21 protein-coding genes are annotated in these 18,802 nt (G+C 71.4%); 11 read left to right on the plus strand and 10 right to left on the minus strand.

Annotated elements, in window-relative coordinates; translation table 11 throughout:
* Positions 1–6: 6 nt before the first annotated feature.
* Positions 7–885 (minus strand): alpha/beta hydrolase, encoded by an 879-nt coding sequence (locus tag KO353_RS06510; protein ID WP_218286900.1) that lies wholly within the window; start codon positions 883–885, stop codon positions 7–9.
* Positions 882–1,862: an ADP-glyceromanno-heptose 6-epimerase gene (rfaD, locus tag KO353_RS06515; RefSeq protein ID WP_218287283.1), complete on the minus strand. Its 981-nt coding sequence runs from the start codon at positions 1,860–1,862 to the stop codon at positions 882–884. Before rfaD ends, KO353_RS06510 begins: the two co-directional genes overlap by 4 nt.
* A 117-nt stretch (positions 1,863–1,979) precedes the next feature.
* Between rfaD and KO353_RS06520 the strand changes: the two genes are divergently transcribed.
* From KO353_RS06520 to KO353_RS06540, 5 genes are all read left to right on the plus strand, one after another.
* Positions 1,980–2,270, plus strand: coding sequence for an accessory factor UbiK family protein (locus KO353_RS06520; protein ID WP_218286901.1), 291 nt, complete (start codon positions 1,980–1,982; stop codon positions 2,268–2,270).
* Positions 2,271–2,466: 196 nt separating this feature from the next.
* Positions 2,467–2,970 carry a type III secretion system chaperone family protein gene (locus KO353_RS06525; protein WP_218286902.1) on the plus strand — a complete coding sequence of 168 codons (504 nt, stop codon included), beginning with the start codon at positions 2,467–2,469 and terminating at the stop codon, positions 2,968–2,970.
* Positions 2,971–2,996: 26 nt separating this feature from the next.
* The gene (gene proC / locus KO353_RS06530; protein ID WP_218286903.1) at positions 2,997–3,797 is read left to right on the plus strand and encodes a pyrroline-5-carboxylate reductase; all 801 of its coding nucleotides are present in this window, start codon (positions 2,997–2,999) and stop codon (positions 3,795–3,797) included.
* Between the two features lie 26 nt (positions 3,798–3,823).
* Positions 3,824–4,471, plus strand: coding sequence for a TetR family transcriptional regulator (locus KO353_RS06535; protein ID WP_218286904.1), 648 nt, complete (start codon positions 3,824–3,826; stop codon positions 4,469–4,471).
* 147 nt (positions 4,472–4,618) lie between these two features.
* Positions 4,619–5,053, plus strand: coding sequence for a phasin family protein (locus KO353_RS06540; protein ID WP_218286905.1), 435 nt, complete (start codon positions 4,619–4,621; stop codon positions 5,051–5,053).
* A 76-nt stretch (positions 5,054–5,129) separates the two neighbouring features.
* On the opposite strand, the gene KO353_RS06545 is transcribed toward KO353_RS06540, so the two are convergent.
* From KO353_RS06545 to KO353_RS06555, 3 genes are read right to left on the minus strand one after another with little or no spacing between them, the layout of a single operon-like run.
* Positions 5,130–6,470: an ATP-binding protein gene (locus KO353_RS06545; RefSeq protein ID WP_218286906.1), complete on the minus strand. Its 1,341-nt coding sequence runs from the start codon at positions 6,468–6,470 to the stop codon at positions 5,130–5,132.
* Between the two features lie 9 nt (positions 6,471–6,479).
* Positions 6,480–7,187 (minus strand): response regulator transcription factor, encoded by a 708-nt coding sequence (locus KO353_RS06550; protein ID WP_218286907.1) that lies wholly within the window; start codon positions 7,185–7,187, stop codon positions 6,480–6,482.
* Positions 7,187–7,759 (minus strand): MarR family winged helix-turn-helix transcriptional regulator, encoded by a 573-nt coding sequence (locus tag KO353_RS06555; protein ID WP_218286908.1) that lies wholly within the window; start codon positions 7,757–7,759, stop codon positions 7,187–7,189. The genes KO353_RS06550 and KO353_RS06555 overlap by 1 nt, the downstream gene beginning before the upstream one ends.
* 153 nt (positions 7,760–7,912) lie before the next feature.
* Here KO353_RS06555 and KO353_RS06560 point away from each other — a divergent pair, with 153 nt between their 5' ends.
* Genes KO353_RS06560 through KO353_RS06570 form a run of 3 tightly spaced genes read left to right on the plus strand, consistent with a single transcriptional unit; the run spans position 7,913 to position 11,840 of the window.
* Positions 7,913–8,809 carry a branched-chain amino acid aminotransferase gene (locus KO353_RS06560; RefSeq protein ID WP_218286909.1) on the plus strand — a complete coding sequence of 299 codons (897 nt, stop codon included), beginning with the start codon at positions 7,913–7,915 and terminating at the stop codon, positions 8,807–8,809.
* Between the two features lie 35 nt (positions 8,810–8,844).
* Positions 8,845–10,359, plus strand: a complete 1,515-nt coding sequence (locus tag KO353_RS06565) for an ArnT family glycosyltransferase (protein ID WP_218286910.1) — start codon at positions 8,845–8,847, stop codon at positions 10,357–10,359.
* A gap of 38 nt (positions 10,360–10,397) precedes the next feature.
* Positions 10,398–11,840, plus strand: coding sequence for a sensor histidine kinase (locus KO353_RS06570; protein ID WP_218286911.1), 1,443 nt, complete (start codon positions 10,398–10,400; stop codon positions 11,838–11,840).
* A gap of 7 nt (positions 11,841–11,847) precedes the next feature.
* Here the strand turns inward: KO353_RS06570 and KO353_RS06575 are convergent, their stop codons facing one another.
* Complete coding sequence (locus KO353_RS06575; RefSeq protein WP_218286912.1) at positions 11,848–12,048, minus strand: DUF4169 family protein; 201 nt, start codon at positions 12,046–12,048, stop codon at positions 11,848–11,850.
* A gap of 39 nt (positions 12,049–12,087) precedes the next feature.
* Here KO353_RS06575 and KO353_RS06580 point away from each other — a divergent pair, with 39 nt between their 5' ends.
* Positions 12,088–13,020: an AEC family transporter gene (locus KO353_RS06580; protein ID WP_218286913.1), complete on the plus strand. Its 933-nt coding sequence runs from the start codon at positions 12,088–12,090 to the stop codon at positions 13,018–13,020.
* A 64-nt stretch (positions 13,021–13,084) separates the two neighbouring features.
* Positions 13,085–13,753 carry a dienelactone hydrolase family protein gene (locus KO353_RS06585; RefSeq protein WP_218286914.1) on the plus strand — a complete coding sequence of 223 codons (669 nt, stop codon included), beginning with the start codon at positions 13,085–13,087 and terminating at the stop codon, positions 13,751–13,753.
* Between the two features lie 217 nt (positions 13,754–13,970).
* Here KO353_RS06585 and KO353_RS06590 read toward each other — a convergent pair whose 3' ends face one another.
* From KO353_RS06590 to petA, 4 genes are all read right to left on the minus strand, one after another.
* Positions 13,971–14,876 (minus strand): S-methyl-5'-thioadenosine phosphorylase, encoded by a 906-nt coding sequence (locus tag KO353_RS06590; RefSeq protein ID WP_218286915.1) that lies wholly within the window; start codon positions 14,874–14,876, stop codon positions 13,971–13,973.
* Between the two features lie 74 nt (positions 14,877–14,950).
* Positions 14,951–15,721 carry a cytochrome c1 gene (locus KO353_RS06595; protein ID WP_218286916.1) on the minus strand — a complete coding sequence of 257 codons (771 nt, stop codon included), beginning with the start codon at positions 15,719–15,721 and terminating at the stop codon, positions 14,951–14,953.
* On the minus strand, positions 15,721–16,989 hold the full coding sequence (locus KO353_RS06600) for a cytochrome b (protein WP_218286917.1): 1,269 nt from the start codon (positions 16,987–16,989) through the stop codon (positions 15,721–15,723). The genes KO353_RS06595 and KO353_RS06600 overlap by 1 nt, the downstream gene beginning before the upstream one ends.
* Before the next feature lie 13 nt (positions 16,990–17,002).
* A complete protein-coding gene (gene petA, locus KO353_RS06605) occupies positions 17,003–17,563 on the minus strand; it encodes a ubiquinol-cytochrome c reductase iron-sulfur subunit (protein WP_218286918.1) in 561 nt (186 codons plus the stop codon).
* A 278-nt stretch (positions 17,564–17,841) separates the two neighbouring features.
* Between petA and hemF the strand changes: the two genes are divergently transcribed.
* Entirely contained in the window at positions 17,842–18,708 is an 867-nt protein-coding gene (gene hemF, locus KO353_RS06610) for an oxygen-dependent coproporphyrinogen oxidase (RefSeq protein ID WP_218286919.1), read from the plus strand.
* Positions 18,709–18,802: the final 94 nt, after the last annotated feature.

The raw sequence follows: 18,802 nt of genomic DNA on the forward strand, positions 1-18,802 counted from the left end.
GGCGGGTCAGGCGCAGGCGCGCGGCGTCGCGGCGAGGGCGGCGCGCAGGGCTGAGACGGCCACCTCGAGTGTCGGCGCAGTATGCCTCAGCGGCGCGGCGACCGCGGCGATGAGGTCGATGTGCCCGACGCCCGGAAGCAGATGCAGCGCGGCGGGCCGGCCCGCGCGCGCGAGCGCCTCCGCCAGAGCCTCGCTGTTGCGCGGGCTGACGAGCGTATCCGACGCACCGGCGATCAGGACGGCAGGCGGCGCGGCGGCCGAGACCTGGGCGAGCGGCGACACCTCGGCGGGTTGCGGCGCCGGCCCGAAGGCGGCGACCACCATGCGCGCGCCGGTCGGGAAGATGGCATAGGGGCCGGCGAGGCCGAGCAGGGCGGCGACGTCGCGGCAGGGGGAGAGGCCGTGCGCGCCGAGCCACCGCGGATCAAGCGCGAGCATCGCCGCCGTGTGCGCCCCGGCGGAGTGCCCGGCGAGCACCAGGGGCCGGGACGCTCCGAGCCCCTGCCCGGCGAGGAGCCGAGGCAGGGCGGCGACGGCTGCCGCGCCGTCCTCGGCAAAGGCGGGCCAGCGCACCTCCGGCACGAGCCGGTAGTTGGGGATCGCCACCAGGAAGCCGCGCGCGGCGAAGGCCGTGCCCAGGAAGCGGTAGTCCTCCTTCGCCCCGGACCGCCAGCCGCCGCCGTGGAAGAACACGAGCAGCGGAGCGTCCGCTGCCACCTCTCCAGGCGGGAGGTAGAGGTCGAGCCTGCCCCGCGGTCCCTCGGCATAGCGCAGCTCGGCCACCCGGCGCACGCCCTCGTTGGGCGTCAGCGCGTTCAGCGCATCGACCGGAGCGCAGGCGGCGGCGGCGAAGGCAGCGGCGAGGGTTGCGGCGGCGAGCCTCATGCGTAGGGGTCGTCCTGACTCAGGTAGCGGCGGACGTAGATCTCGACCCCCTGCTCGAGCGGGGTGAACTGCTCCGTGTAGCCTGCGGCCCGCAGCCGCTCCATCCGCGCTTCGGTGAAATACTGGTACTGGCCCTTGAGCGCCTCGGGCATGTCGATGAAGGCGATCTCCGGCTCCCGCCGCATCGCCGCGAAGACGGCGTGTGCGAGCTCGAGATAGCTCCGCGCCCGCCCGGTGCCGAGATTGTAGAGCCCCGAGACCGACGGCGTGTCGAGCAGCCACAAGACGACCGACACGCAATCTCCGACCCAGACGAAATCCCGTTTCTGTTCGCCGTCGGCGATGTCGGGCCGCCCGCTTCGGAAGAGAAGGGCGGGGCCGCCGGCGGCGATCTCGTCGGCCTTGCGTTTGACCACCGAGATCATGCCGCCCTTGTGGTATTCGTTCGGGCCGTAGACGTTGAAGAACTTGAGCCCGACCCATTGCGGCGGGCGCGGGCGGCCGCGCGCAACGAGATCGACCACGCGCCGGTCGAACAGGTGCTTCGACCAGCCGTAGAGGTTGAGAGGCCTCAGCCGCGCGAGCGCCTCAGGCGTGGCCTCGTCGTCGAAGCCGGCTTCGCCCGCGCCATAGGTCGCGGCCGAAGAGGCATAGACGAAGGGCACGTCCTGGCTCGCGCACCACTCCCACAGGGCGAGCGACAAGGTGAGATTAGTGCGGAGGGTGAGATCGGCATCCGTCTCGGTGGTGGCGCTGATCGCGCCCATGTGGACGAGGCCCTTCAGCCGCGGCGCCCGCTCGAGCCAGGCGTGAAGGCCCTCTGGCTCTATCACTTCCGCGACCGCGTGCTTGGCGAGGTTGCGCCATTTCGACTCCGTGCCGAAGCGGTCGCACACCGCGACCTCCTCGCCGCGGGCGGCGAGCGCGGCGACGATATTCGAGCCGATGAACCCCCCTCCCCCGGTGACGAGATACATGCCCGCCTTGCGTTCCGCTGCTGCGCGCGCCGCACGGCGCATTGCCCGATCCGCGCGTGGGGTTATAGGGTCCGCTCGGAAGGGGCGGCAAGCGAGCCCGGGCAAGGAGAGAGGGTGATGCGCGGCAGCGTGGCGGACGATCTCGCGGGCGTGGCGGGTGGGGCGATCTCGGCTCTTGCAGGGCTGAGGCGGGAAATGGGCGAGCTCCTCCGCTCGGCGACCGAGGAAGCGGCGCAGCGGCTCGACCTCGCCGCGCGCGAGGAGGTGGAGGTGCTTCGGGAGCTCGTGGCGAAGCTCGCCCGCGAGCAGGAGGCGCTCGCCGCCCGTGTGGCCGCGCTCGAGGCGCGGCTCGCCGACCAGGTATCGACGGGCGAGGGCGACACGCCGCCGGCGGCCCAGGCCCCATGACGCCTGCGTGACATCGGCGGCCGCGCGTAGAGAAGCCTTGCGGCGCGGGATGCTCACCCCGTAATCTAGCAATGGTGTGAAAGGGGTTCGCCGGCAACAAGATGTCGGGGTTTCGGCCCGGTCACCCAGGGCCCGAGTTCGCCCCGCCCGCGCGCGGGGCAGCGACGCCACCTCCTTGCCACGGGAGCATGCGGCCATGACCGACCGCCTCGCCCTCCGCGAGTCAGCCACCGCCAATCCGCTCGATCTTCTCGAACAGATCGTCGCGGCGAATGACTGGACCTTCGATCGCCGCGGCGACGACGAGATGGCCGTCGAGGTGCCCGGGCGGTGGTGCGACTACATGCTGCACTTCACCTGGTGCGGCGAGATCAGCGCGATGCATTTCTTCTGCGCCTTCGACCTCAAGGTGCCGGGGCCACGCAAGGCTGCCGTGCACGAGCTGCTCGCGCTTGCCAACGAGAAGCTCTGGCTCGGCCATTTCGGCATCTGGACGGAGGAGAACGTGCCTGTATTCCGGCACTCGGTTCTTTTGCGCGGCGCCTCCGGCCTCTCGGTCGAGGCGCTCGAGGACATGGTCGACATCGCGATCACCGAGTGCGAGCGGTTCTTCCCGGCCTTCCAGTTCGTGCTCTGGGGCGGCAAGACGCCGGCCGACGCGCTTGCCGCCGCCATGCTCGAGTGCGCGGGCGAGGCCTGACCGTCGCGAGCGTCGGGGCGGCAGCGATGGCGTCCGAGGCAACGATCCTGCTCGTCGGCTGCGGCAAGATGGGCGGGGCGATGCTCGCCGGCTGGCGCGAAGCGGGCCGCGGCGTGGCCGTGGTCGAACCCCGCGCCGCCGTGCCCGACGCCTCTTCCCTCGTCGCGGTCGCCGCCACGCCCGAAGCCCTTCCCGAGCGCCTCGCCCCGGCGGCGGTGGTGTTCGCCGTCAAGCCGCAGGAAGCGGCGTCGGTCGTTCCGGCCTACGCGCGCTTCGCGGACACGGCTGTATTCCTCTCGATCATGGCGGGCAGGACGATCGCCGGGCTGTCGTCCCTGCTCGGGGGCGCGGGCCGGATCGTTCGCGCGATGCCGAACACCCCGGCCGCCGTGCGGCGTGGGATCACCGTCGCCTGCCCCGGCGCCGGCGTGACGGCGGCCGACCGCGCCTTGTGCGACTCGCTCCTCGGCGCGATTGGGACGGTCGCCTGGGTCGAGGACGAGGCGCTGATCGACCCCGTCACCGCGGTGTCGGGAAGCGGGCCGGCCTATGTGTTCCTGCTCGCCGAGGCTCTGGAGGAGGCGGGGGTGGCGCAGGGCCTGCCGCGCCCTCTCGCCCGCCGGCTCGCGCGGGAGACGGTCACCGGCGCAGGCGCCCTGCTTGCGGCGAGCGCGGAGGACGCGGCGGAGCTTCGGCGGAACGTCACGAGCCCGGGCGGCACCACGGCGGCGGCGCTTTCCGTGCTGATGGCCGAAGGCGGCCTGCCCGACCTCATGGCGCGCGCCGTCGCGGCCGCGACACGCCGCTCGCGAGACCTCGCCGGCTGAGGCCGCCTCGGTCTATCCTCGATCCCATGGACGGCATCGACCAGTTCGACCGCGAGGTGACAGCGGCGCTTCTGCGCGTGGCCGGCCGCGAGGGCTGGGAAGGGGTGACGCTCGCGGCCGTGGCGGCGGAGGCAGGGTGCAGCCTTGCTCCGCTCAGGACGCGCTACGGCAGCCGGGAGGCGCTGCTTCTCCGCTTCCTCGCCCTCGTCGATGCCGCGGCGCTCGCCGAGCCGGCGCAGGGCGACACCCCGCGCGAGCGCCTGTTCGACGTGCTGATGCGTCGCTTCGAGTCGCTCCAGCCGCACCGCGCCGGCGTGCTCGCGATCGCCCGCGCCCTCCCCGCCGATCCGTGCCTGCTTGCGCTCGGCACTTCGGCCGGGCTGCGCTCGATGGCATGGATGCTGGAGGCCGCCGGCATCCCTGCCGCCGGCCTCGCCGGGCGCCTTCGCGCCAAGGCTCTGCTCGCCGTCTGGCTCGGCGCCTTCCGCGCCTGGGCGAAGGACGAGAGCGCCGACATGAGCGCGACCATGGCGGCGCTCGACCGGCTGCTCGGCCGGGCGGAGAGCCTCGCGCGAACGCTCGAGCCGCTCCTGCCCGGCCGCCCCGCCGCCGCCCCACCCGACGCAACGCAGCAGGAGCCGGTTGCGGCCTCCGACAAGGTGTCGCCCGGGTGATTTTGCCGCACTGCACAATAGGGTTTGACCCGGCCTTACCGGGTGGCTAGACAGCGCTCGTTGCGAGACCGCTCGCGCCATCGTGCCCCGATCGGGCGCGGTGCCGCCCCGCCTGTAACACCGCCGAACGGGACAAGGACGACGACCATGCCAAAGAAGCCGGAAACCGTGTTCGATATGGACATCACCAAGATGATGGCCGAGTTCAAGCTGCCACAGGTCGATATCGAGGCGATGGTCGCGGCGCAGCGCAGGAACATCGAGACGCTCACCGCCGCCAACAAGCTCGCGCTCGAGGGCATGCAGGCGGTCGCCAAGCGCAACCTCGAGATCCTCCAGCAGGCGATGGCCGATCTAACGGAGGCGATGAAGGCGCTCGCCTCGGCCGAGGCGCCTCAGGCCAAGGCGGCGAAGCAGGCCGAGCTGATGAAGGCCGGCTTCGAGAAGGCGATGCAGAACATGCGCGAGCTTCAGGACATGGTGCAGAAGGTCTCCAGCGAGACGCTCGCCATGCTGAACAAGCGGGTGGCCGAGGCGCTTGACGAGGTGAAGGCGATGATGGCCGCCGCGGGTAAGGAGTAAGCGGCGCCTTCCCGAAGCGACGGGGCGCGAGGCCGGCCCCTCCCGCCCCGTCGTCTGCATCCGTCGCCTGGCCTGGTCATGCCGGGAGGCTGATCCGGGCGCGCAAGCCCCCGCGCGGGCTCTCCTCGAGCGCGATCTCGCCGCCATGCGCGCGCACAATGTCGCGCGCGATCGACAGCCCGAGCCCCGTGCCGCCCGCGCCGGCCGTGGCGCCGAGCCGGACGAAGGGGCGGAAGGCGTGCTCCCGCTGCTCGGGCGGGATTCCTGGGCCGTCGTCATCAACCGTGATCTGCACCGCTGCCCCGCCCGAGGGCCGGACGGAACGCGCAGCGCCAAGCCAGACATGCGCGGCGTGGCGTCTCGCGTTGTCGACAAGGTTGGTCAGGCAGCGCCGCATCGCATCGACCCTGAGCGGCACGACGAGCGAGGGCTCCGCCTCGACGGTGACGACGGCGCCGTTTCGGCGCGCCTTGCGCGCCACCTCCTCGATCAGCTCGGCGAGGTCGGCAGGCTGCGCCTGCTCCGCTCCCTCGCCGCGCGCGAAGGCGAGATAGGCCTCGATCATCGCTTCCATCTCGGCGAGGTCGCGCTCGAGCGCCGCCGCCTCCGCCCGGTCCTCCTCGCCGAGCCTGGGCGTGAGCATGGCCAGGCCGAGCCGCATCCGGGTGATCGGCGTGCGGAGGTCGTGGCTGACGCCCGCGAGCATCTCCGTCCGCTGCGCGAGGAAGCGCGCGATCCGCTCGCGCATGCGGTTGAACGAGGCGGCGGCGAGACGCACCTCCTCCGCCCCCTCTGGCTTGATCGGCGCCACGTCCTGGCCTTTGCCGAACGCCTCAGCCGCGGCGGCGAGGCGGCGGATCGGCTTGACCTGGTTGTTCATGAACAGCACCGCGACCGCGAACAGGATCAGCGCCGAGCCGATCAGCCAGATCACGAACACGGTGACCGTTCCGGTGAAGAGCCGTTTCGCCGGCGCCTCGACATGGAGAAGCCCGTCGGGAAGCTGCACCGCGATCTCCACCGCCCGCTCGGTGCGCGGCCAGGCGATCCGGAACGGCAGGCGCACGCGCTCGGCCAGCGCGGCGGCGAGCTCCGCCTCGGCCGGGCCGGTGCGCGGGTCGGGCTCCTCGGGCAGGACCGCTCCCGGTTCGAGGCGGATCACGAGCTCGAGCCGTGCGAAGGCCTCGCGCGTCACCCAGGCGAGCGTCTCCTCCCCCGGATGGCGGGCGAGCATCTCGACGATCATCGCGATGTCGCCCGCCACCGCCGCGGCGAGGCGCCGCGAGACGACCTCCCAGTGCGTGCCGTAAAAGATCTGCAGCGCCACCGCCTGCAGCACGATCAGCGGGGTGACGATGATCAGGACGCTGCGGCCGAAGAGCGTCCGCGGCAAAAGGCGCTTGAGCCGCGCGCGCATCCCCCGCCCTCAGCCGGGCCGGAGCACGTAGCCCCGGCCGCGCACCGTCTGTAGGAAGGCGGGTTCGCGCGGATCGCGCTCGATCTTGCGCCTCAGCCGCGTCACCTGCACGTCGATCGCCCGCTCGCCATGGTCCTCCTGGCCGAGCGCGGCGGCGAGGTCCTCGCGCGTCAGCGTCTCGCCGGCGCGGGCGGCAAGAGCGGCGAGCAGAGCCGCCTCGCCCGAGGTCAGCCGAACCGGCTCGCCATGGCGGGTGAGAAGGCCGCGGGCGGGATCGAACACCGCATCGCCGAGCCGGACCGGGCCGGCGGACGCCGCCGACGCCGCGGCCGCAGAGAGGCGACGCAGGATGGTGCGGATCCGCAACAGGAGCTCGCGCGGTTCGAACGGCTTGGCGAGATAGTCGTCCGCCCCCCGCTCGAAGCCGGCGATCCTGTCCTCCGGCGCGCCGCGCGCGGTCAGCAGAACAACCGGGATGTCGCGCTCGCGGCGCACCGCCTCGGTCAGCTCGAGGCCGCTCTCGCCGGGCAGCATCACGTCGAGCACGATCAGGTCGAACTGCATCGCCTTGAGCAGGCGCCGCGCCTCCACCGCATCGGGCGCGACCGTGACCCTGAACCCCTCCCGCTCGAGGAAGCGGCGCAATAGGTCACGCAGCCGCGAATCGTCATCGACCACAAGCAGGTGCGCGGCATCGGGCGGCGGGGGCGAGGCCATCAGGCGACCTTGCCGCTCTCCCGCAGCGGCGCGCGCCCCGCCTCGACCGGCGTCTCACCCGGCCGGCCACGCTCGAGGCGCGCGGGGCCGCGCTCGCGTGCCTCGAGCCGGGCGCGCGCCTCCGGCCCCATCATGCCGAGCATCACCCGCCGGAACCCCTCGACCGCCTGCGCACCCGACTCGCGATAGGCGCGCGAGAGCGTGTCGCGCTGCCGCTCGAACAGACGCCGCTCGAGCTCCTCCCCCTTTGCCGTGAGGGTGAGAAGACGCTGCCGCCGGTCGCTCCGCCCGCGGGCCTGCACGACATAACCGCCCTCGATGAGCGGCTTCAGCACCCGGCCGAGCGACTGCTTGGTGATACGCAGGATGGCGAGAAGCTCCGAGACGGTGATGCCGGGATGGCGGCCGACGAAATAGAGAACGCGGTGGTGGGCTCGGCCCATCCCGAGCGCGGCGAGGATCTCGTCGGGCCCGGCGGTGAAGTCGCGATAGCCGAAGAACAACAACTCCATGCCGAGGCGTATCTCCTCCTCGCGCAGGAAGAGCAGCGAAGCGGCACCGCGGGGATCCATGCGGCCGGGTCTCTCCAGGGTTGAGCGCTCGTTACGTCAGTGACGTTGACATATTAGCGCGCCGACCGTAGCGTCGCCAAGGTTTCTCTCGGGGGAGAGCCCGCGCAACAAGATTGCGCCAAACACCATCGCAACGCTCATGAAGGTGCGTCCATGGCACTCGTTCCCTATGACGACCGCGACGGGCTGATCTGGGTCGACGGCGTCCTGCGCCCCTGGCGCGAGGCGAAGCTGCACGTTCTCACCCACGGCCTGCACTACGGCTCGGCCGTGTTCGAGGGGGAGCGTGCCTACAACGGCCATGTCTTCAAGCTCACCGAACACAGCCAGCGCCTGCTCGACAGCGCCAGGATCATGGACATGACCATTCCCTGGACGCTCGAGGAGATCGACGAGGCGACCAGGGCCACCCTCGCCGCCTCCGGCCTCCAGGACGCCTATGTCCGCCCGATCGCCTGGCGCGGCTCGGAGATGATGGGTGTGGCGGGGCAGAAGAACACGATCCACCTCGCGATCGCGGTCTGGGAATGGGGCGCCTACTTCCCCGACCGGATGAAGGGCATTCGCCTCGACATCGGCGAATGGCGCCGGCCGCACCCGAAGACCGCGCCGACCGCGGCCAAGGCCACCGGCCTCTATATGATCGCGACCCTCAACAAGCACGCCGCCGAGGCGAAGGGCTATGCCGATGCGCTGATGCTCGACTGGCGCGGCCAGGTCGCCGAAGCGACGGGGGCGAACATCTTCTTCGTCATCGACGGCGAGCTGCACACGCCCCTGCCGGACTGCTTCCTCGACGGCATCACCCGACGCACCGTGATGCGGCTTGCGCGCAACCGGCAGATGAAGGTGGTCGAGCGGGCGATCATGCCCGAGGAGATGGCGCGCGCCACCGAGTGCTTCCTCACCGGCACCGCCGCCGAGGTGACGCCAGTGGCCGAGATCGGGCCCTATCGCTTCACCCCGGGCGACATCACGAGAACGCTGCTCGAGGACTATGAGCGAACGGTTCGGATGACGCCCGAGGAAGTGGCCCGGATCGCCGCCTGATCGACGCCGCGCCGGCGCGGCCCGGCAGCGGAGCGATGCGGGGTGAGTCGGTGGCGGCGCGACGCGAGGCCTCGGCCCGGACGAGGCCCGAGCGTGCCGCTTGGCTGCCACGCGCGTTCGCCCTCGTCGCGGCGATCACGCTGGCGCGCGTCGTCTGGCTCGCCTTCGACACGCCCGACCTCTATGCCGACGAGGCGCAGTACTGGGTCTGGGCGCAGGACTTGCGCTTCGGCTACGTCACGAAGCCCCCTCTCGTCGCCTGGCTGATCGCGGGCACCACCGCCCTCTGCGGCGACGGCGAGGGCTGCATACGCCTCTCCTCGCCGCTCCTCCATGCCGCCACCGCGCTGCTGCTCGGCGCCGCCGCGGCACGCCTCGCGGGCCCCCGCGCCGCGCTCTGGACGGCGGGCATCTACGCGACCCTACCTGCGGTGTCGGTCTCCTCGGCGATCGTCTCGACCGACCCAGGCTTGCTGACGGCCTGGGCCGCCGCCCTCTACGCGCTCGTGCGGCTGCGCGAGGGGGCGGGCGCAGTCTGGTGGGCGGTGCTCGGCCTCGCTCTCGGCCTTGGGTTCCTCGCCAAATATGCGATGGCAGGCTTCCTCGGCGGGCTCGTGCTGACGCTCGCGCTCGACCGCGAGGCGCGCGCGACCCTCCTGCGCGGACCGGGGCCGTGGCTTGGGCTCGGGGTCGCGCTCGCCGTGGTCGCGCCGAACCTCGCCTGGAACCTCGCGCACGGCTTCGCCACCGTCCGCCATGTCGGCGAGAACGCGAATCTCCGCGCCGGCCCCTCTTTCAACCCAGGCGAGGGGCTCGAGTTCTTCGGCGCCCAGTTTGGCGTGTTCGGCCCGATCACCTTCGTGCTCCTGCTGTGGGTGCTCGCACGGCGCGAGACCTGGGCCGAGCCGACGACGCGCATGCTCGGGCTGTTTTCCGCTCCGATGGGGCTCGTGATGCTCGCGCAGTCCTTCGCGAGCCGCGCCAACGCGAACTGGGCCGCACCGATCTACCTCGCCGGCACGCTTCTCGTCGTGCCCTGGGTGCTGGCGACGGGCCGGGTGATCCTGTTGCGCGCCGCCGTCGGGCTGCACCTCGCGGCCGCACTCGTCCTCTTCGCCGGCCCCCCCGCCCTTGCCGCCGCCGGCATCGAGCTGCCGCGCCGGGCCGACCCCTGGATGCGCCAGCGCGGCTGGGAGGCGCTCGGGTCGGCGATCTCCCGGATCGCCTCCGAGCATCCCGGGGCACGGCTCCTGTTCGAGCAGCGCCGCGACATGGCGAGCCTGATCTACTACGTCCGCCCCCACCCGCTCGATGCGCGGATGTGGGAAGCGGACGGTATAGCTCGGAACGAGTTCGAGCTGACGGCCGCTCTCGCTCCGGGCGATCGCGGCCCGTTCCTGTTCGTCACCCGGCGCGACAGCGCCCCAGACGTGGTCGGCCGCTTCGAGGACGCGACCCGTATCGGTCGGGTGACGGTGCCGACCCACCCGGACGCCGCGCTGCGCTACACGGTCTGGCGGCTCGAGGGTTTCCGCGGCTACCGGGACTGAGGGGCGGCGGCGGCCGCAGGGTGCTAGACTCGCCGCCGATGCCGCCTGCCGCAGCGCCAGACCGGCCGGGGAAGAGCCTCGCGAGGCTGCTCCTGCGGCTGACCGCGATCTTCGCCGTGCTCGCGCTCGGCGCGATCCTTCTTCCAGCCCTCGGCCGCGCCTGCCACGACTGGCTCGAGGCGCGCGTCAACGGGGCGCATCTCGCCGCGCTGGCGCTCGAGGCTGCCGGCGGCGATCCGCTCGACCCTGCCCTGCAGGATGAGCTTCTGACGCTTGCGGGGGTCGAGCTCGTCTCGCTGCGTACGCCTGGCCGCAGGCTCCTGCCGCTCGCGCGCGACGACCGCCCGCTCCAGGTCGGCACCACGATCGACCTCCGTTCGCTCACCCTGCAGCGCGCGACGCTGCTGTCGCTCCGCCTCATCGCCAACCGCGACGGCCTGCCCGTGCGCGTGATCGGCGTCAGCGCCGTCGACCCCGGGACGATCGTCGATCTCGTGATCCTGCGCGCCCCGATCGTCGATGCCCTGCGCGCGGCGGCGGCGCGGATCGTCACCACCGGGCTCGTCATTGCGCTCGCCGGAGCGGCGCTCCTCTACCTCGCCCTCCGCCTCCTGCTTGTCCGCCCGATCGAGGAGCTTACCGAGAGCATACGGCGCTTCGAGGCCGACCCCGAGGCACCCCAGGCGCCGTCGCGTCGGCACCGCGACGACGAGATCGGCGCGGCGATCGCGGCGGTGGCGGCGATGCAGGCGACGATCCGCGAGGATCTCTGGCGCAAGTCGCGTCTCGCGGCCCTGGGCACGGCACTCGCCAAGGTGACGCATGACCTGCGCGGCGTGCTCGCCACCGCCCTGCTCATCTCCGACCGTCTCTCCGCGAGCTCAGACCCGAAGGTGCGCGCGGCCGCACCGATGCTGCTCGGCGCGATCGAGCGCGCGATCGCGCTCGCCACCCGGACGATGGAGTTCGCGCGCGAAGGCCCGCCCACACTCCAGACGAGCACCTTCCCGCTCGCCCCGCTCGTCGCCGAGGCGGCCGAGGCGGCGAAGGCGGCAGCCGGGCGGGCGGAGGCCACCGTCACCCTCGCGGCCGGGCCCGGGCTCGCGCTCACGGCCGACCGGGAGTCGCTGTTCCGCGTCCTGCTCAACCTGTTCCGGAATGCCATCGAGGCCGGTGCGACCGTGATCCGCGTCGCGGCGGAGCGTGCGGAGGGAATGGTCGCGATCGAGATCGCCGATGACGGGCCCGGCCTTCCCGCCGCGCTCGCGGCCGATCCCTTCCGCCCCTTCCAGTCCGGCCGTCGCGGCGGCTCAGGCCTCGGGCTTGCGATCGCGCGCGACCTCGTTCGCGCCCATGGCGGGGAGATCGAGCTCGCGGCGACAGGGCCGTCGGGAACGCGCTTCCGCCTCACGCTTCCCGAGGGGCCGGCGCTCGACCAGGCCCCCGCCGGTGAGCCGGCGGCGCCGGAACAGGCGCCGTGACCGTCCGTCAGGAGGGCTCATCGTCGCGCGCGATCCGACCTGCGTCGAGCGTGCGGTCGCGCAGGCGCCGGCGCGCCGCCTCGGCCTCCGCGTCCGCCTTGGCCGCCTTGCCGCGGCCGTGCAGAGCGCGGTTGCGCGCCGCTTCGGCCGCCGCATCGGCCTTCGCCCGCGCCTTCCGCGCGCGGCGGAGATTGACGATCTCGCCCATTGACGCCTCCCAGCGGTACGATTTTCGGCCGGTCCGATGATGCCAGGACCGATCGCCGCCGTCCTCACCACGGTCGTGCCGGTGTTCGCTCTGGTGGCGCTGGGCTTCGTGGCCGTGCGGCGCGGCGTGCTCGACCAGGCGGCGCAGCGTGGGCTCGTGCTGTTCGCCTTCTCCTTGGCCGCGCCGGCGCTTCTGTTCTCCGCCGGCGTCTCGGCGGCCGGCGCCGGCGGGCGTGCGGCGGCGGCCTTCTTCGCCGGCTGCTTCGCTGTCTATGCGCTCGTGTTCGCGGCCGCTCGGACGCGGCTTGGCCTCGGCATCGGGCCTGCGGCGCTCACCGCACTGAACGCCGGCTTCGGCAATGTCGTCGCGATGGGCATTCCGCTCACCCTCGCAGCCTTCGGGGCGGAGGCGCTCGAGACGCTGCTCGGCATCGTCGGTCTCCACTCCCTCGCCCTGCTCGGGGTGACGACGGTGCTGCTCGAGGTCTCGGCGCGCGGCGCGGCGAGCCTCGGCGCGCTCGTCCCCGTCGGCCGCGCGGTGGTGACGAACCCGATCGTCGCGGCTCTGCTTGCCGCACTCGCCTGGCGGCTCCTCGGCCTGCCGCCACTTCCCGGCCCGGTGAAGGCGACGCTCGAGCTGCTCGGGCAGGCGGCCGCGCCGGTCGCCCTCGTCTCGCTCGGCGCCGGGCTCGCGGCGTTCCGCCTCGCCTCGGCCTGGGCGGAGGTCGCGCTCGCTGCCGCCGCCAAGCTCGCCCTGATGCCCGCGCTCGTGTGGCTCGCCGCGCGCGCGATCGGCCTCACCCCGCAGGAGACAGCGGTGACGGTCACCGCCGCGGCGCTGCCCACCGGCTCGAACCCTGTGCTGCTCGCGGCGCGCTACGGCATCGGGGTGGATCGTGCCGGCGCGACGGTGATCGCCTCGACGCTGGTCTCGGTCCTCACCCTGTCGGGCCTGGTGGCGGCGTTTCGCTGAGCAGGGGTTGCGACGGCCACACGGCTGGTCCATCCCAAGGAGAGACGAGCAGGGAGGCGCAACCATGGGCGAGACGATCACGCTGACGGCATCCGACGGCCACACGCTCTCGGCCTGGCAGGATGGCCCACAGGATGCGTCGCGCGCGCTCGTCGTCGTGCAGGAGATCTTCGGCGTCAACCGGCACATCCGGAACGTTTGCGCGCGCTTCGCCGCCCAGGGCTACCGGGTGATCGCCCCGGCCCTGTTCGACCGGGTACAGCGCGGCGTCGAGCTCGGCTACACGGCAGACGATGTCGCGACCGGACGTGCGCTGCGGGCGAAGGTGCCCGAGGCGGGCCCCGTGCTCGACATCGAGGCCGCCGCCGCCGCCCTGCCGGCCGGGGCGAAACGGGGCATCGTCGGCTATTGCTGGGGCGGAACGGTCGCCTGGTGGGGGGCGACGCGGACGCGGAGCTTCGCCGCAAGCTCCTGCTGGTATGGCGGCGGAATCGCCGCCACGCGGACCGAGACGCCGACCTGCCCGGTTCAGATGCATTTCGCCGAGAAGGACGCCTCGATCCCGCTGAGCGACGTCGAGCTGATCCGCGCCGCGCAGCCGGGGGTGGAGATCTTCGTCTATGCGGGCGCGCAGCACGGCTTCGGCTGCGACGAGCGGGCGAGCTTCAGCCGCGCGGACGCCGAGCTCGCGCAAGAACGGACGCTCGCCTTCTTCGCCAAGCACCTCGGCTGAGGGCCGGACGCGCGCGCCGCGAGCCCGGCCGCTTGCCGATGCGACGGCGGATCGTTTCCCGCTCCGCCACGCCACAGAGCGACACACTGCCGAGGACAGAGAGCGCCTCGCCGGCGAAGCCGTCAATCGATACGCTCCGCAGCGCTCGGCGAAACATGTGCCGCGCCCATCGCGCGGTGCGCGACGCGACGGCCGCGGCGCCGCGCCGCCTGCTCGCTCAGGCCTCGCCCCTGGCCTCGAGGCCGAGCACCCGGCCGGCCACCGCATCGAGCCGCGCCACGAGAGACGGATCGCGCTTCTCCGGTGCGGTGACGATCGCGTTCTCGAGAGCGGTGTGGCAGCCCGCGTGGCAGAGCGTGCGCCGCTCGCCGAGTGCGGGCACCACGCGCGCGACCAGCGCGCGCGCCTTGGCGGCGTTCTCGAACAGAACCTTCACCACGAGCTCGACGGTCACGTGGTCATGCTCGGGATGCCAGCAGTCGTAGTCGGTCACCATCGCGACGGTCGCGTAACAGAGCTCCGCCTCGCGGGCGAGCTTCGCCTCCGGCATGTTGGTCATGCCCACCACGTCGCAGCCCCAGGCGCGGTAGAGCTCGCTCTCCGCACGGGTGGAGAATTGCGGCCCCTCCATCGCGAGATAGGTGCCGCCGCGCCGGTGCGGAAGGCCGAGGTCGCGGCAGGCCTGCTCGAGCGCGTCGCCGAGCCGCCGGCACACCGGATCGGCCATCGAGACATGCGCCACGCAGCCGGCGCCGAAGAAGCTCTTCTGTCGGGCGAAGGTGCGGTCGATGAACTGGTCGACGATCACGAAACTTCCGGGCGGCAGCTCCGCCCTGAGCGAGCCGACGGCGGAGAGCGAGATGATCTCGGTGCAGCCTGAACGCTTCAGCGCGTCGATGTTGGCGCGGTAGGGGAGATCGGTCGGCGACAGACGATGGCCGCGATCATGCCGCGGCAGGAACACGACACGCACGCCGGAGAGCCTGCCGAACAGGAGCTCCCCCGACGGCAGGCCCCAGGGCGTGCGCACCTCGCGCCACTCCGCCTCCTCGAGGCCCTCGATGTCATAGACGCCCGAGCCGCCGATGATGCCGATGACGGGTTCGGGAACAGGATCTGCCATGCGCGCGCCTCCCGAGACGAAAGGGGCCGCCCGGCCGGGCGGCCCCCCGTTCTAGCGCAGCTCGCACCGCCGCATCAGTGCTTGAGGTCGGCCCAGACCTTGCGCTTCACAGCATAGGTCATGCCCGCGAGCACGAGCAGGAACAGGATCACCCGCACCCCCATCGCGCGCCGCTGCTCGAGCTCGGGCTCCGACGCCCAGGCCAGGAAGGTCGTCACATCGCGCGCCATCTGCTCGGTGGTGGCTGGAGTGCCGTCCGCATAGGTCACTTGGTCGTCGTAGAGAGGCCGTGCCATCGCGATCCAATGGCCGGGGAACCAGTCGTTGTAGTGCATCCCCTCCATCACCGGAACACCGGGCGGCGGCTCCTCCCGATAGCCGGTGAGCAGAGCGTAGAGATAGTCTGCCCCATACGGCCTTGCCTTGATGATCAGCGACAGATCGACCGGATAGGCGCCATTGTTCGCCGCCCGCGCTGCCTTCTCGTTCGGGAAGGGGCTGCGGAACCGGTCGGACGGGCGGCCGGGGCGCTCGAACATCTCGCCGTCGTCGTTCGGCCCGTCCTGCACCATCACCTCCGCAGCGATGGCGCGGATCTCGGCGTCGGACAGGCCGATATCGGCGAGGTTCCGGTAGCTGAGCTGCTTCATCGCATGGCAGGCGGCGCAGACCTGCTTGTAGACCTGGAACCCGCGCTGGGCGGAGGCGCGGTCGAAGGTTCCGAACAGCCCGCCGAACGACCAGTCCTGCGCTGGCGGCCTCGGCGCACCGCCCGCAGCATGCAGCGAGGCATGCGCCGAGAGTGCAACCGCAGCGGCGACAGCTAGAGCGAGAAGCTGGCGCATCACGCCTTCTCCATCGGCTTCGCCGCCGCAGCCGCAGGCACTGGCCCGCCGCCGCGAAGCACAGGGGCGGAGATGCTTTCGGGGAGCTTCAGCGGCCGCTCGAGCTTGCCGAGGAGCGGCAGGATCACGAGGAAATACATGAAGTAGTAGGCCGTGCCGACGCGGCTGATGGTCACCCAGATGCCTTCGGCCGGCATCGCGCCGCAGTAGCCGAGCACAACGCAGGAAATCGCGAACATCCAGAAGAACGGGCGCGCGAGCGGGCGGAAGCGCATGCTGCGCACCGGGCTCGTATCAAGCCAGGGCAGCACGAACAGGATCAGGATCGAGCCGAACATCAGGAGCACGCCGCCGAGCTTGTCCGGCACGGCGCGGAGGATGGCGTAGAAGGGCAGGAAGTACCATTCGGGCACGATATGCGCCGGCGTCACCAGCGGGTTGGCCGGGATGTAGTTGTCCGGATGGCCCATGTAGTTCGGCGCGAAGAAGACGAAGAACGCGAACACGATCAGATAGATGCAGAGGCCGAACGTGTCCTTGATCGTGTAGTAGGGGTGAAAGGGGATCGTGTCCTGCGGACCCTTCGGCTCGATGCCGAGCGGGTTGTTCGAGCCGGTGACGTGCAGCGCGACGATGTGCAGGAACACCACGCCCACGATCACGAACGGCAGGAGGTAGTGCAGCGAGAAGAAGCGGTTGAGGGTCGGGTTGTCGACGCTGAATCCGCCCCAGAGCCAGACCACGATATCTGGCCCGACGATCGGGATGGCGCTGAAGAGGTTGGTGATGACGGTCGCGCCCCAGAAGCTCATCTGGCCCCAGGGAAGAACGTAGCCCATGAAGGCGGTGGCCATCAGCAGGAGCAGGATGACGACGCCGAGCATCCACAGAAGCTCCCGCGGCGCCTTGTACGAACCGTAATACAGGCCACGGAAGATGTGGATGTAGACGACGATGAAGAACATGCTGGCGCCGTTCATGTGGATGTAGCGGATCAGCCAGCCGTAGTTCACGTCGCGCATGATGCGCTCGACGCTGTCGAAGGCATAGGCCGTGTGCGGCGTGTAGTGCATCGCGAGGAACACGCCCGTGACGATCATGATCACGAGGTTCACCATCGCGAGCGCGCCGAAGTTCCAGAAGTAGTTGAAGTTCCTCGGCGTGGGGAACTGCGCGTATTCCTTCTGCAGCAGGCTCGGGATCGGCAGGCGCTCGTCGATCCAGCGCACCACCGGGTTCTTCATTGTGCTCTTGTGCAGGCCGACCATCGTCTTGTGTGCCTCAGCCAATTCGGATGGAGGTGTCGGTCAGGAACGTGTACTCGGGGATTTCGAGATTGCGCGGCGCCGGCCCGCGGCGGATCCGCCCCGAGGTGTCGTAGTGGCTGCCATGGCAGGGGCAGAACCAGCCGCCGAAGTCGCCCTTCTGGTCGGTCGGGCGCTGGCCCAGCGGCACGCAGCCGAGATGCGTGCAGACGCCGATCATCACCAGCCACTCGGGTTTCTGCACCCGCGCGCTGTCCGGCTGCGGGTCGGGCAATTGCGCGAGATTGACGTCGCGCGCGGCGGCGATGTCCTCGGGCGTGCGGTGGCGGACGAACACCGGCTTGCCGCGCCACATCACCGTGATCGCCTGCCCTTCCGCGATCGGCGCGAGATCGACCTCCGTCGAGGCGAGCGCGAGAACGCTCGCTGAGGGGTTCATGCTCGCGATGAAGGGCCAGGCGAAGGCACCGACGGCGACACCGCCCATCGCTGCGGTGACGAGCTTGAGGAAGTCACGGCGCGGTGGCTCGGAGCCTTGCGCCTGGGCGGGGGCGGTCGCGGTCGCCGCGTCTGCCATTCGTCCTCCTCCTGCGGCGGCAGGTGGATGCCGCGCTGTGGAACCGTCACATGCTATTCAGCGCTGGAGAGGGAGAGTGCCGCAGAGAGGCGGCTCGGCATCCGTGCGGGACGCGCCCTGCCTCGAAACCCCCAACGCCCGCGGGCCTATAGCGCCTGACGTGCCGCCGGGCAACTCGGCGCCGAGACCCTCGCGACTGCGAGATGGACGCGGCGTGACGAATCGCAAGAGGCTCGAGGGGCGTTGACGGCAGCGCGCCTCTGCCGCCCCATACGCCCATGCCCGTGCCGACCGAGTCACAGCGCGACACCGCTCGCATCTGGTTCGAGACCCTGCGCGACCGGCTCTGCGCCGCCTTCGAGGCGCTCGAGGACGCGCCCGACACGCCGCTCGCCGCCACCCTCCCCCCCGGCCGGTTCGAGCGCACGGCCTGGGAGCGGCCGGGCGGCGGCGGCGGTGTGATGAGCGTGATGCGCGGCCGGGTGTTCGAGAAGGTGGGCGTGAACGTCTCGACCGTGTTCGGCGAATTCTCCCCCGAGTTCCGCACCCAGATCCCCGGGGCGGCCGAGGACCCGCGCTTCTGGGCATCGGGAATCTCGCTCGTGGCGCACATGCGAAGCCCGCGCGTTCCGGCGGCGCACATGAACACGCGGCTGATCGTGACCACCAGGGGCTGGTTCGGCGGCGGGGGCGACCTGACGCCGATGTTCCTCGACCGGCCCGAGACGGAGGAGGACCGCGACACCTTCCACGCCGCCTTCAAGGCGGCCTGCGACCGGCATGACCCGACCTACTACCCGCGCTTCAAGGAGTGGTGCGACCGCTACTTCTTCCTGCCGCACCGCGGCGAACCGCGCGGCGTGGGCGGGATCTTCTACGACACGCTCGACACCGGCGACTGGGAGGCGGATTTTGCCTTCACAAAGGACGTGGGCCTCGCCTTCCTCGAGGTGTTCCCGCAGATCGTCGCGCGGCGCATGCGCGAGCCCTGGACGGAGGCTGAACGCGAGCACCAGCTCCGACGCCGCGGCCGCTACGTCGAGTTCAACCTGCTCTACGATCGCGGCACGCTGTTCGGCCTGAAGACCGGGGGCAATGTCGAGGCGATCCTGATGAGCCTTCCGCCGGAGGTGCGCTGGCCCTGAGCCGCGCGGAGCGGAAGACCTTCGTTAAGGTTTCTCTCTCGCGTGTCGCGATCGGCGACGATCGATCACCAGAGGAGACATCTCGCATAAAGAA

The sequence above is a fragment of the Elioraea tepida genome, from assembly GCF_019203965.1.
In the GTDB taxonomy this organism is placed as follows: domain Bacteria; phylum Pseudomonadota; class Alphaproteobacteria; order Acetobacterales; family Acetobacteraceae; genus Elioraea_A; species Elioraea_A tepida.

Bases quoted from the DNA above. Each gene is read 5' to 3' on its own strand.
- hemF (WP_218286919.1), top strand. From the start codon at position 17,842: ATGCCCGTGCCGACCGAGTCACAGCGCGACACCGCTCGCATCTGGTTC.
- KO353_RS06595 (WP_218286916.1), bottom strand. From the start codon at position 15,721: ATGCGCCAGCTTCTCGCTCTAGCTGTCGCCGCTGCGGTTGCACTCTCG.
- KO353_RS06565 (WP_218286910.1), top strand. From the start codon at position 8,845: ATGCGGGGTGAGTCGGTGGCGGCGCGACGCGAGGCCTCGGCCCGGACG.
- petA (WP_218286918.1), bottom strand. From the start codon at position 17,563: ATGGCAGACGCGGCGACCGCGACCGCCCCCGCCCAGGCGCAAGGCTCC.
- KO353_RS06525 (WP_218286902.1), top strand. From the start codon at position 2,467: ATGACCGACCGCCTCGCCCTCCGCGAGTCAGCCACCGCCAATCCGCTC.
- KO353_RS06570 (WP_218286911.1), top strand. From the start codon at position 10,398: ATGCCGCCTGCCGCAGCGCCAGACCGGCCGGGGAAGAGCCTCGCGAGG.
- proC (WP_218286903.1), top strand. From the start codon at position 2,997: ATGGCGTCCGAGGCAACGATCCTGCTCGTCGGCTGCGGCAAGATGGGC.
- KO353_RS06585 (WP_218286914.1), top strand. From the start codon at position 13,085: ATGGGCGAGACGATCACGCTGACGGCATCCGACGGCCACACGCTCTCG.
- rfaD (WP_218287283.1), bottom strand. From the start codon at position 1,862: ATGTATCTCGTCACCGGGGGAGGGGGGTTCATCGGCTCGAATATCGTC.
- KO353_RS06590 (WP_218286915.1), bottom strand. From the start codon at position 14,876: ATGGCAGATCCTGTTCCCGAACCCGTCATCGGCATCATCGGCGGCTCG.
- KO353_RS06510 (WP_218286900.1), bottom strand. From the start codon at position 885: ATGAGGCTCGCCGCCGCAACCCTCGCCGCTGCCTTCGCCGCCGCCGCC.
- KO353_RS06545 (WP_218286906.1), bottom strand. From the start codon at position 6,470: ATGCGCGCGCGGCTCAAGCGCCTTTTGCCGCGGACGCTCTTCGGCCGC.
- KO353_RS06560 (WP_218286909.1), top strand. From the start codon at position 7,913: ATGGCACTCGTTCCCTATGACGACCGCGACGGGCTGATCTGGGTCGAC.
- KO353_RS06575 (WP_218286912.1), bottom strand. From the start codon at position 12,048: ATGGGCGAGATCGTCAATCTCCGCCGCGCGCGGAAGGCGCGGGCGAAG.
- KO353_RS06540 (WP_218286905.1), top strand. From the start codon at position 4,619: ATGCCAAAGAAGCCGGAAACCGTGTTCGATATGGACATCACCAAGATG.
- KO353_RS06535 (WP_218286904.1), top strand. From the start codon at position 3,824: ATGGACGGCATCGACCAGTTCGACCGCGAGGTGACAGCGGCGCTTCTG.
- KO353_RS06555 (WP_218286908.1), bottom strand. From the start codon at position 7,759: ATGGATCCCCGCGGTGCCGCTTCGCTGCTCTTCCTGCGCGAGGAGGAG.
- KO353_RS06600 (WP_218286917.1), bottom strand. From the start codon at position 16,989: ATGGTCGGCCTGCACAAGAGCACAATGAAGAACCCGGTGGTGCGCTGG.
- KO353_RS06580 (WP_218286913.1), top strand. From the start codon at position 12,088: ATGCCAGGACCGATCGCCGCCGTCCTCACCACGGTCGTGCCGGTGTTC.
- KO353_RS06520 (WP_218286901.1), top strand. From the start codon at position 1,980: ATGCGCGGCAGCGTGGCGGACGATCTCGCGGGCGTGGCGGGTGGGGCG.
- KO353_RS06550 (WP_218286907.1), bottom strand. From the start codon at position 7,187: ATGGCCTCGCCCCCGCCGCCCGATGCCGCGCACCTGCTTGTGGTCGAT.